The organism is Bacillus cereus group sp. BfR-BA-01356, assembly GCF_022663635.1.
GTDB classification, from domain to species: Bacteria; Bacillota; Bacilli; order Bacillales; family Bacillaceae_G; genus Bacillus_A; species Bacillus_A cereus.
The window spans coordinates 1-12,302 of sequence record NZ_JAKUFX010000156.1 but is presented as its reverse complement, the minus strand read 5'-3'; the positions used below and the strand labels follow the sequence as shown (position 1 = coordinate 12,302).

Genomic DNA, 12,302 nt, shown 5'->3' with positions numbered 1-12,302 from the left:
AGTATTTTACATAAAATACTGGTCTAGTTTCGTGATGTCTTTTTTAAGCAATTTGTCCTTTGATAACTTCAAAAGATATTATTTTTCAGTTGACATACTACCGCAGGTCTTCTCCAACTATTTCAAGCCCAAATCCAATCTTTGTTTTATACAAAAACTTCTGTGGTTCCCCTTCTTTTTTCTCTAAATACGAAATTTCAGTAAAGCGAGCATCCCACTCTGTATGTATATCTGGTTCTTGCGTATATTCCCATAATTTTTCCATCGTCGTGTTCATTTTTGTCGCAACATAAATAGGCTGTTTCCTTTTCATTCTCCCCACCTCCTATGCACTATAACTTTAATGTACATGCAATGAATTTATTTTGCTACATTTTTCACAAACTTCCTCAGAAAAAAGAAAGAATTTTTAAAATATATATAAAACACTTGATTCCACGAAAAATTTAAATTATTATAAAACAAATGTTACCAACAACTTCATAAATCAAACACTCTCGCCTAAAACGTGAGATAGAGGTTGCGATACTTATGAGTATTCTAATGGAGACACAGAGATGTCTATGAACTTAGATGAAAGGAAGTATTGCCGAAATTGATAAATTTCTCTGCATTTATCAATTGGGGCTGTTTTCGAATAGAAACAGAACTGTCATATGTACAGACGTGTACGTATGAAGAGCTATCTACAAAAAAGAGATATCATTTTTTTATGATATTCCTTTTTTGGCGGTTTTTTTATTAGCTCCGTTTTCTGTTTCCCTTTTCCTGTAACAGCACCATCCTCACTTATTTGAGATGGTGTTTTTTGTTTGTCTTTCTGGTAACTACAGGAGTATTGGGGATTTATATATTTCCTAATCTATTCTTAAAAATAGACGAAAGAAGGAATTTGTAATGGAAACAATTGTTCAAAAATTTGGTGGCACTTCTGTCGGAAGCGTCGAACGCATTCAACATGTAGCAAATTTAATTATTGAAGAATATGAACGAGGTCATAGCATTGTCTCTGTCGTTTCAGCAATGGGAAAAAGCACAGATGAACTTGTCGCACTCGCTAACGCTATCACAGAAAATCCAAGTAAACGTGAAATGGATATGCTTCTATCTACAGGAGAACAAGTAACTATTTCATTATTAACAATGGCACTGCAAGCAAAAGGCTATCATGAAATTTCATTAACAGGGTGGCAAGCTGGTATTACGACAGAATCTGTACATAGTAGTGCACGGATTACTGACATTCATACAGATCGTATTCAATCTTATCTTGCTGAAGGTACGATTGTTATTGTAGCTGGTTTCCAAGGAGTCAGTGAAGATTTTGAAATTACAACGCTTGGACGAGGCGGTTCTGATACAACTGCTGTCGCATTAGCTGCTGCACTAAACGCAAAAAAATGTGATATTTACACAGATGTGACCGGCGTATATACGACGGATCCACGAGTTGTAAAAGATGCTTATAAATTAGATGAAATTTCTTATGACGAAATGTTAGAACTTGCAAACCTCGGTGCTGGCGTATTACACCCGCGTGCTGTTGAGTTTGCTAAAAATCATAACGTAGTTTTAGAAGTTCGCTCAAGTATGGAACAAGAAAACGGAACAATTGTAAAAGGAGAATGTAACATGGAACAACAATCAATCGTTAAAGGTATTGCATTTGAAGATAATATTACACGCATCACAGTGAAAGGATTAGAACAAGGTTCACTTTCAACTGTTTTCTCTACATTAGCAGCGGCACATATTAATGTAGATATCATCATTCAAAGTATTACAAATGAAGGAACTGTTCATCTCTCCTTCTCCATTCACTCGAATGATTTAAGAGAAACATTAGAAGTATTGGAACAAAATCAAGAAACTCTTCACTACGAATCTGTAGAACATGAAAATCACTTAGCAAAAGTATCAATCGTAGGATCTGGCATGGTATCTAACCCAGGTGTCGCTGCAAATATGTTCACTACTTTAAAAGAAGAAGATATTCATATTAAAATGGTAAGTACATCAGAAATTAAAGTGTCTGTCGTTATTGACCGCCTTCATTTAGTAACAGGCGTTGAGGCGCTGCATCAATCATTTATGGCGAAAATTGAGCCTTTCGTGCAAATGAGCTAATTTGATATGTTTAGTAACGCTTATAAAAAAAACATATCAATCTACTTCCTTCCTATTAAATAAAAAGCTATTCGTTAACAAGATGCTATATGATATATTAAAAAACACCTTGTCACATTTTCCTATACTGTGACAAGGTGTTTTTGACTGAAAGGAATTTGTAACTACTTAGTAGTATAATTATGAGGATAATTAAATAATAAACTTTTATACATAAGGAGATAAGACTATGGCAAAAAACAAATTACTACGAATGGACAATGTCAGCATCGTTGTAGAATCCCTTGATAACGCAATCTCTTTCTTTGAGGAGATTGGCTTGAATCTCGAAGGTCGAGCAAATGTCGAAGGTGAATGGGCTGGTCGCGTAACTGGACTCGGTTCTCAGTGCGTAGAAATCGCTATGATGGTCACTCCAGATGGCCACAGCCGAATTGAACTTTCGCGATTTCTCACCCCTCCTACTATAGCAGATCACCGAACAGCTCCTGTAAACGCCCTCGGTTATCTACGCGTCATGTTCACTGTCGAGGATATTGACGAAATGGTATCGAGACTCACTAAGCATGGTGCAGAGCTCGTTGGCGAAGTAGTTCAGTACGAGAACTCGTATCGTCTCTGCTACATTCGTGGAGTCGAAGGAATTTTAATCGGTTTAGCAGAAGAACTCGGTAATAAATAAGTAATGTTTTATAAAAAAGAGGGAATAGCTCTATATTTAAGCTATTCCCTTACTTCTATTAAAACAGATGAATGTTTTCTTTCTTGCAAGCTTCACGTAAATCGTCAGGCCATACAGAAGATTGAACTTCACCGATATGTGCTTTACGTAAGAAGTACATGCACATTCTTGATTGTCCAATGCCACCGCCGATTGTTAATGGTAGTACGTCTTCTAGTATACCTTTATGGAAATCATACTCACGTTTGAAGTCTTCACCAGTTTTCGTTAACTGCTCATCAAGTGATTTACTATCAACCCGAATTCCCATTGATGATAACTCAAATGAAGATTGTAGTACTGGGTGCCAGAATAAAATGTCACCGTTTAATTTCCAATCGTCATAATCAGCTGCGCGTCCGTCATGCTTTTCACCTGAACGAAGTGCATCACCAATTCCGATAATGAAGACTGCACCGTGTTCTTTTGCAATTGCATGTTCACGATCTTTCGGTGTTAATTCTGGATATTTATCTTCTAATTCTTGAGAAGTAACGAAAACAATTTCTTCCGGTAAATACTTTCCAAGGAACGGATATTTTTCAAATAAGTGATCTTCTAAATCTTTGAATATTCCATAAATTATTTGTACGGTTTTTTGTAAGTATTCAACAGTACGCCATTCTTTTTGAACGATTTTTTCCCAATCCCATTGGTCAACATAAATGGAATGCGTTGCATCAAGTTCTTCATCACGACGAATCGCGTTCATGTTTGTATATAAACCTTCACCAGCTTCATATCCGTATTCATGTAATGCAAATCGTTTCCATTTCGCTAGTGAATGAACAATTTCTAATTCTTCTCCTGAATGTAACATATCAAATTCAATTGGACGTTCTACACCGTTTAGGTGATCGTTTAATCCTGATTTTTTCGTTACGAATAATGGTGCAGATACGCGGAATAGTTCAAGGCGTTTTGCTAATTGGTCCTCGAAAAATGTTTTAACTTCCTTAATTGCAATTTGAGTCTCTCTTACTGTCATTAATGATTGATACATGGTGGTTTCCTCCTAAAATGTTTGGATGTTGTGAAAAGAAGCCAACAAAAAAAGCCCTTCTTTCCCAAAAAACTGGGACGAAAGGCTTTGGTTCCGCGGTACCACCCAAATTAGCAACAGAGGTTGCTCACTTATACAATACGGAGATGGAATATCTCGATACTGTTCTTCTTGTAACGGCGAAGTTCCCGGCTAAGTCTACTTTCCTATAAAGGATTTCGGTTAGCAACTCCAGGAGGTTCTTCATAATAGGCTTCGTATCAGGCTCACACCACCCCTGACTCGCTTAAACTACGTCCTACTACTACTCGTCCTTTCATAGTCGTTTTGTTGTCACATCTCTGAAACATTTTATTAATGATTATTCTATACAAAAAATAAAGAAAGTCAACAAAAAGTTTTAAAATATTTTTCAATTCTTTATTTTACGGCTTTATTGATTGTTGTTAATTTAATATCTTTACTTTTTCTGCCTCGTCAATCCAAAAAATGTTTCACTGACCGAAACTAACGTATACACAATAATTAATGTGATCGTTCGGAATATAGAATCCGCAGTATTTCTTATTATTTTCATTTTCTTTATAATTCCTTTCAGTTTACTTGCAATTTCATGATATACTATAGCATTCAAGCAGTTTGTTTTTACTTAAAACAAACATAGTCATTTATCCAGAATATTTTTCTAAAACATTGGCTATTATTAAATAAGATTTTTTATATAACGGAGTGATCATATGAGTAAAACGAAAGCAAAACCGAAAAAAGGTGTAGGACAAGGTACAGGAAGTAAAGGATGGAACCGTTGGCAATCAAGTGCAAAGAAAAAGGCAGCTGCCAAACCCTACAAAAGTAAAGGTACAAAGAAGTAATTTAAATAACATTTGATTTCTTTACTTTGTACAAAACAAAATATAATTATTACAACAAAAAAGCTATGCCCTCATAAATTTGAAGGCATAGCTTTTTTATATTAAATCATTAAAATATCTCGAATTTCTTCCTCTGTGATTGAGGACAATTTCTCTTCTCCGGCTCAATCACTTCAGCGATTAAATTTTTCTTACTTTCTTGCAGTTCATGCATTTTCTCCTCAATTGTTCCCTGAGCTACTAGCTTTATAACTTGCACTGTATTTTTTTGTCCCATTCGATACGCCCTATCGGCCGCTTGTTGTTCAACAGCTGGATTCCACCATAAATCATATAATATTACTGTATCTGCACCAGTTAAATTAAGTCCGGTACCACCAGCTTTTAAAGAAATGAGAAATAGATCTCCTTCTCCTTCGTTAAACCGATCGCACAGCTCTACACGATCCTGCGCTGGTGTACTCCCGTCTAAATAAAAGTATGGAATTGCTTGTCGATTTAACTCACGACCAATAATGGAAAGCATCTTCGTAAATTGAGAAAAAATTAATATTCTCTTCCCTGTACTTCTACATTCCTCTAAAATCTCTAACAGTTGTTCAAATTTAGCTGAACTTCCTTTGTAATCATCAACAAATAAAGCAGGATGGCAACAAATTTGTCGCAATCTCGTTAAACCAGCTAAAATTCTAATTTTATTTTTACGTAACGTATCTTTGTCTAAATGCTTTAACGTTTCTTCCCTTAGCTTCGCTAAATAAGCAGCATAAAGACTCTTTTGATCGGGTAATAACTCCGATGATTGTAAGTGCTCTATTTTCTCTGGCAACTCATTTAATACGTCCCCTTTTAATCGTCTTAATACGAATGGTTTCACTCGCTTCGCTATATCTTCACGCCTTAAATCACCGAACTCTTTTCTTCCTGGTAATAATTCTGGGAAGACGACATGGAAGATAGACCATAGCTCTTCTAATGAATTTTCTACAGGTGTACCCGTTAGCCCAAAACGGTATTCAGCTTGAATTGTTTTCACAGCTCTTGCCGTTTGCGTTGTAGGGTTTTTAAACGCCTGCGCTTCATCAAGGAATAGTGTATGAAATGGTCTTGCATACAATCTTATATCTCTTCTCAGTAATGGATATGACGTGATTACAACATCAAATTCCGTTATATCTTTCAAAATTTTCCGGCGCTCTGCTTGAATTCCATCTGCAATAACTGCTCTAATATGCGGGGCGAATTTTTTCAATTCACTAAACCAATTATAAACAAGAGATGATGGTGAAACGACTAATATTGGCAGTTTCTTTTCTCGAATCTCATTCAAAACAGAATCTATAAAAGCAATGCTTTGCAACGTTTTTCCAAGTCCCATATCATCTGCTAAAATACCGCCAAAACGGTAATGAGCAAGTGTTTTCATCCATTCGAACCCATATACTTGATACTTTCTCATTTCTGCATTTAAAGTATTTGGCACAGCAAACTTTAATTTTTTCGGGTTTTGAATGTTTTCTACTAACTCTTGAACAGAATCATCCAAACTTAAAACATTGCCTTCATGAAGTCCGTTCATCCATTTTACACTCCGAATAAGCGGAACATTTACCTCTTCTCCATGTAAAAATTCTTTCCGAATACCTGATTCTTTTATAAACTGATTAATTTCATTAAACTCTTTACTCTCTAGCGATAAAAACGAACCATTCGCCAATCGATAATATTTACGTTTCTCTTCAAGGGCCACTAATACACCTTTAATTTCTGCTTCTGGTATTCCTTTTATATCAAAACGAAATGACAACCAATCAATTCTTTCTTTTCTTCTCACTCTAATAAGAGGAACTGCATCCCCTTTACTAATTCGCAATTTGATTGCTGTTGTCGCATAAATATCAACTAAACCTTTTAATGTTGGCACAACGTGATATAAAAAGTTATACTCAGCTTCTTCATTATGCATAAAGTAACCGCCTTCTGTTTTTGCAAAAGCACTTTCACTCATAATGTCTAAAATCTCTTTTTCCTTTTTCTCATCACGATTAAAAACAGACGGCTGTCCGTCCTCTTCTAGCGGATTAATCATGACGTTCCCATAGTGAAATTCAAGACCTGCTAATAAGCGATTTTTCACGCGGTCTAAATACAATTTCGCTTTTAGCGAAGGTGTTTCAACACGATCCGATATTACTTCATCAATGTGTACAGTTCCGAGCTTCATTAATCCTGGTACAACTTTCGCGACGAAATGTTCCATCTTACTTTCTGGAATATAAAACTGATTACTATTCATCTTTTGTAATTCAATAAGTCGCATACAATCTTCAATGTGTAAGTGATATAATTTCCCATCGTAAAGTGCATTGTTATACATATCCATAACTTGTACACGATTTAAACCCTCTATATGAAGTGTAAATCCGCCATTATTTCCCTTCGTAAATTCAAAGTGTAACGGCAACAACCCTTTTGAAACTTGTAATCCCTGAAACAGTTGTTCATTTTGTTTCAGCTGTACATATTCAGCTTTAGAAAGTGAAAAGAGCATATCTTTCCATGAAGCTGGTGGTATAAATATCATACTTTCATCTTGTTTCGCATGTACTTCTAGCGTATCTTCATACATTTTTTCGTTATGATACATTTTAATGAGCTGCTGAATAATTGCATCCGTTTCTTGTTTAAAACTATGTACATCTGGTGTATATGTAAATTCATTTGAACAATGAAAAGACTCTCTTTTCTCCACCTTAGAAAGAAATTCTCTAATATGATTTATGAAATACACTTTGGCAAGTTTCAATTGAATCCCAAGAAGAGCCCCACCACTTCTCGTAGCAACTGGTGTACATATAAACTCAATATCTAATATTTCACGTGTATCAAAACGGTGTTGTTTACTTTTTGGCCTCAGTGGTTTGTCTGCAAACAGCTGAAACATACCACTTGTCAATTGATCATTTCTGCTACTAGTGGAGCTCATTCCACCTGTTTGTTGATTATAGTTTATTTGTATTAATACTGCTGCAACATGTTGACAGTACGTTTGAAAAGACGCTAATGAAGGACAACTACATTTTGCAACAACATCACCCTTTTTGGCTTTTGCTACTGTAACATGGAAATCCTCGTTCCCTTTTACTGTCGCCTCACAAATTTCTTTATTTTCATCGTAATGATCTATTATCACTTTATTTGATTTATAATAGGCTTCACCTCTTTTATATGAGGTCTCTCCGCACACTTCTTTAATAATCGATTTATTCAATGTGAAACTCATCGCTTTGACACTTCCTTAATATAAAACCATTTTCTCTTACTTAACATTTTACATGCTCCACGAGAAAATATAAAATGTTGATTTAACAAAAGAAGATGCTTATTTATAAGCATCTTCTTCACTCTATCTCCATCAACCTCTTCGCCTCAAAATACAACACTTGAATAAACTTCTTCGTATTAATTCGCGTATGACCAGAAGATGCGAGTTCATCTTTCGTCATTTCTGTCATCCGTTTTCTAACTACGGTAAAATCGAAAAATTTTGGAGCATAGCTTTCAAATTTTGGATTTGAAAAGTCTGTTAATCCTAAAGAAGCCAAATGATTTAACGACTGATAAATAGCTCGACGTACTCTTTGTTCAGACGCTTTTTTCTCTTTATCAATATCCGCCTCTAAAGCTAGATCCCCTAATTTCCTTATCGTAATATGATGAAAAATTTCTTTTAACGCAGGAAAGCCAAACTCAAATGTCTGTGCCTTTTCTTGACCATATAAATATTCCAGCATACTAAGTAAATCTTTACTTCCATTCTCTCCCGCAATACCGAGTTCTGATAGTAAAAAGCGTCCTAAATCCCCTATCTTTTTTCCTTCTTGCACTGGTTCAGTACGCAATTGCGGCTTTTCCCACTGAAACACGTTATTCAATGATTTTTGAATATCATGTATAGAACGCTCCAATCTAATACGCTCCATCACTTTGCGTACAACAGATACAACTTCGATTTTGTTTAATGGTTTTGTAATATAATATTCTACACCAAGTGTATATGCCTCACCTATAAGCTGCTTCGATTCCACTTGAGAAATCATAATGATTTTCCCCGTGAAAGTTGACGCAATGTGACGAACTGTTTCAATTCCGTCCCTCATCGGCATCAACAAATCAATAAATAAAATATCTACTTTTTTAAAATTTAGTTGATCCGCTTCAATAAAAGCTCCGTCATCCGCCTCACCAATTACTTCTCCAAGATCTCCATCTTCAATAATTTGCGAAAGCATCGAACGGAAAACTTCATCATCGTCTACGATATAATAAAACAAATCTATTCCCCTTCCTGCTTTAAACTATCCTCTGGTAAACAAACGATAAACTTACATCCTCTTTTATTTTCTCGGTCTTCTAATTTCACTTCTCCGCCTAGCTCTGTTACCATTTCATTTATGTAAGAAAGCCCAATACCAGTTGACGGTGTTCCCGTTTGATCATACTTGGAAGTAAATCCTGGCTTAAATACTAATTTCTTATACTTTTGTGTAATACCAGGCCCATCGTCAATTACTTCAAAAAATATATGCTGATTTCTTTTATATAGCTTAATAATAACGAAACCTTTATCTTCAATTGCTTCAACTGCATTTGCAACTAAGTTATTAAAAATTGATAGCACTGTATACACGTGGTATGCAGCATGCTCACCTTCTATATGTTTAGAAAAACGTATATCCTTTTCTAGCATTTCAGCATACTTCTCGTTTATTCTAACAATCATCTCTGCTAACTCATGTCCTTCTACATATTCAGCCACATTTTTATCTAATAACAGTTTAGATAATCCTGCAAATATCCTTTGATTATCCTTTTTTATTTCATGCACTTCCCCCGCTATTTTCAATGCTGTTTTACTACTTGAATCAGCGCTTACTTGTAAATTTCGATATAGTTGATATGCTTCTTGTGTAATTAACTCCGCATTTTGTAACGTCTTTTTCAAATGAACAGATTCCACATATAAATTAGAAAGATGCATTAACATATTTTCATTTTCTTTTCGAACTTGCGATTCTTTTAATTTCGTTTCATATAAATTCATCATATTTAAAAAAACAAGTGCAAAGAAACTACGAAAAATAGCAATAATAATAAGTTTATTCACTTCAGAAATCGTTATTGTTGTACCTAGTACTAACATGTGATAAAACGCAAGTTCTGACATACTTGCAACAATTTCAATTGAAATTCCAAGGCATCCAATAATGATTGGTTTCTGATGGAACTTATTTACCCTACAAAGCGAAAAAAAACTGCCATAAATAAAATAATAGAAGAACACAGGATAACGCAAATAAAATGATTCTGTCATATGAAATGAACCTTGCATGATCCAGTCAAGACATACTCGGAATAAGACTACAGATATACCAACAAGAATACCTGCAACTCCTGCTGGTACTCTTCTTAAAAATAATAATAAAAAGAAGAATAGCGGTGTACCGAAGCTAACTCGAAACGTATCATTAAAGGGATGAAAGTTCAGCTCCCCAGCAATCGGAACAACGACCATTAATATAATTAAAAGGGACATATCTTTCTTCCATAATTGATTCCAATTCAAAGGTGACACTTCCTATACTTTTTTCAGTAGTAAAAGTGAAAGCCCGCTTATTGTTATAAACGGGCTTTTTTTCTATATTCTAACCTTTTCTACCGCTTTTATTTGGCGATACTCTGGCTTCCACATTGCTTCTTGCACTGCCATCTTGATATCGTTATCACTTAAGTTCACTCTTGCAACACCTTCTGCAACTGCAACTTTCGCTACTTCAATTGCAACCATTTCTGAGATATTACGTAATTCTTCGACCTCTGGTAAAATAGGTGCTCCTGGCTGACTTGTATCTACCATACTTGCAACTGCTTCAGCAGCCGCTGCGAACATTCCATCCGTCATGACGCTTGCTCGTACTACAATTGTTCCAAGACCAAGCCCTGGGAAAATAAGTGCATTATTTGATTGTCCAATCACATACGTTACACCGTTATATGTAACTGGTTCAAATGGACTTCCTGTTGCAACTAACGCTCTTCCTTCTGTCCACTCGATTAAATCTGCTGGTTTTGCTTCAGCAAGTGGCGTTGGATTCGACATTGGTAAAATGATTGGTCTTTCTACGTGAGAAGCCATTTCTTTAATAATCTCTTCTTTAAATGCACCTGCAACAGTAGATGTACCAATTAAAATTGTCGGTTTTACATGTTTCACAACTTCAGCAAGTCCGATCACATCATTTTCTTTCCACTCACTTACTTCTGCTTCTTTTCTTGCGTACGGAATTTGGAAATCAAGAAGATCTTCCATATTATCTGTAACTAACCCGTTACGATCAATACACCAGAAACGCTTATATGATTCTTCTTCAGATACGCCTACGCGGACCATCGCATCTCTAACTTGATCTGCGATACCGATTCCAGCCGTACCAGCACCAAATACAACAACGCGGTGTTCACTTAGCGGTACACCAGAAGCTTTCACTGCCGATAATACTGCCGCAAGTGAAACTGCACCTGTACCTTGAATATCATCATTAAACGTACAAACGTCATGACGGTATTTATCTAAAATTTTTCGTGCGTTACGAGAGCTAAAGTCTTCCCAATGTAAAAGTGCTTTCGGGAATTGTTTGTTTACCGCTTGTACAAACGTATCAATAAATTCATCGTAAGCTTCACCTGTTATACGAGGGTGACGATTTCCAATATAAAATGGATTGTTTAATAGCTCCTCACGGTTTGTACCTACATCTAAAATTACCGGTAATACACGACTAGGATCGATTCCAACTGCAGCAGTGTAAACAGCTAATTTTCCGATTGCGATGTTAATACCACCAACGCCCCAGTCACCAATTCCTAATATGCCTTCTCCATCTGTTACAACGACTAAATCAATGTTCTCAGCTGTTGCACCGATATTCGTGAATGCTTCTTCGATACCTGATGGATCGTTAATTGATAAATAAACACCACGTGGTTTACGATATTCATGACTATATCTTTGAATTGCTACACCGACAGTTGGTGTATATACAATCGGTAACATTTCACGTAAATGATCTGTTAATATACGATAAAATAATACTTCATTTCGATCATGTAACGCAGTTAAGTATACATTCTTTAATAAATCATCCGGCTGAGAACTAAATTGTTCGTATGCTCGGCGTGCCTGTTCTTCTAACGTTAAAACCGCTGGCGGTAATAACCCTTTTAAACCTAACTCTTCTCTTTCATTTTGTGTGAAAGCTACCCCTTTATTTAAAAGTGGTGTTGATAATACTTCTGCTCCTCTTAATGTTGTTTCTAATGCACCATTAGAAGCTACTGTAAACTTGCTCATAACATCCCTACCTCTATTCATATATAGCATTTCTATATTGTAAACAAAAAAGAGGGGATTTGGTATTATCCCCTATAGGTAGACAGTAAAAAAGAGTCCATCTGATATGATGGACTCAATACTGTTTTATCTGGAGGGGATTTTTTTATGGCAAGAAAAGGACAATCA

General features: G+C 35.7%; 7 protein-coding genes, 2 pseudogenes, 1 riboswitch and 1 other annotated feature. Of the genes and pseudogenes, 3 read left to right on the top strand and 6 right to left on the bottom strand.

The window, feature by feature from the left end; genetic code table 11:
- Window positions 1-109: 109 nt before the first annotated feature.
- Window positions 110-313 (bottom strand): annotated as a pseudogene (locus MR168_RS29430) (hypothetical protein); the annotation flags it as partial.
- A 193-nt stretch (window positions 314-506) separates the two neighbouring features.
- Window positions 507-693: riboswitch (Lysine riboswitch) on the top strand.
- Between the two features lie 204 nt (window positions 694-897).
- On the opposite strand from MR168_RS29430, the gene MR168_RS29425 reads away from it, so the two are divergent.
- Both MR168_RS29425 and MR168_RS29420 read left to right on the top strand, forming a co-directional pair.
- A complete protein-coding gene (locus MR168_RS29425) occupies window positions 898-2,127 on the top strand; it encodes an aspartate kinase (RefSeq protein ID WP_086411704.1) in 1,230 nt (409 codons plus the stop codon).
- A gap of 229 nt (window positions 2,128-2,356) precedes the next feature.
- Entirely contained in the window at window positions 2,357-2,809 is a 453-nt protein-coding gene (locus tag MR168_RS29420; protein ID WP_001107259.1) for a VOC family protein, read from the top strand.
- Window positions 2,810-2,867: 58 nt separating this feature from the next.
- Here MR168_RS29420 and asnA read toward each other — a convergent pair whose 3' ends face one another.
- On the bottom strand, window positions 2,868-3,851 hold the full coding sequence (asnA, locus tag MR168_RS29415; protein ID WP_086411703.1) for an aspartate--ammonia ligase: 984 nt from the start codon (window positions 3,849-3,851) through the stop codon (window positions 2,868-2,870).
- A gap of 70 nt (window positions 3,852-3,921) precedes the next feature.
- Window positions 3,922-4,180 (bottom strand) — a binding site (T-box leader).
- A gap of 408 nt (window positions 4,181-4,588) precedes the next feature.
- Here asnA and MR168_RS29410 point away from each other — a divergent pair.
- On the top strand, window positions 4,589-4,723 hold the full coding sequence (locus MR168_RS29410) for a DUF3934 domain-containing protein (protein ID WP_000047588.1): 135 nt from the start codon (window positions 4,589-4,591) through the stop codon (window positions 4,721-4,723).
- Window positions 4,724-4,824: 101 nt separating this feature from the next.
- On the opposite strand, the pseudogene MR168_RS29405 reads toward MR168_RS29410, so the two are convergent.
- From MR168_RS29405 to malS, 4 genes and pseudogenes are all read right to left on the bottom strand, one after another.
- Window positions 4,825-8,006 (bottom strand): annotated as a pseudogene (locus MR168_RS29405) (SNF2 helicase associated domain-containing protein).
- A gap of 118 nt (window positions 8,007-8,124) precedes the next feature.
- Entirely contained in the window at window positions 8,125-9,057 is a 933-nt protein-coding gene (locus MR168_RS29400; protein ID WP_000500302.1) for a response regulator, read from the bottom strand.
- Window positions 9,058-9,059: 2 nt separating this feature from the next.
- A complete protein-coding gene (locus MR168_RS29395; protein ID WP_242291698.1) occupies window positions 9,060-10,358 on the bottom strand; it encodes an ATP-binding protein in 1,299 nt (432 codons plus the stop codon).
- Window positions 10,359-10,421: 63 nt separating this feature from the next.
- The gene (gene malS, locus MR168_RS29390; protein ID WP_002023847.1) at window positions 10,422-12,134 is read right to left on the bottom strand and encodes an oxaloacetate-decarboxylating malate dehydrogenase; all 1,713 of its coding nucleotides are present in this window, start codon (window positions 12,132-12,134) and stop codon (window positions 10,422-10,424) included.
- Window positions 12,135-12,302: the final 168 nt, after the last annotated feature.

What these genes read in the sequence shown, in the direction of transcription:
- malS (WP_002023847.1), bottom strand. Translation starts at nt 12,134, where the DNA reads ATGAGCAAGTTTACAGTAGCTTCTAATGGTGCATTAGAAACAACATTA.
- MR168_RS29425 (WP_086411704.1), top strand. Translation starts at nt 898, where the DNA reads ATGGAAACAATTGTTCAAAAATTTGGTGGCACTTCTGTCGGAAGCGTC.
- MR168_RS29410 (WP_000047588.1), top strand. Translation starts at nt 4,589, where the DNA reads ATGAGTAAAACGAAAGCAAAACCGAAAAAAGGTGTAGGACAAGGTACA.
- asnA (WP_086411703.1), bottom strand. Translation starts at nt 3,851, where the DNA reads ATGTATCAATCATTAATGACAGTAAGAGAGACTCAAATTGCAATTAAG.
- MR168_RS29420 (WP_001107259.1), top strand. Translation starts at nt 2,357, where the DNA reads ATGGCAAAAAACAAATTACTACGAATGGACAATGTCAGCATCGTTGTA.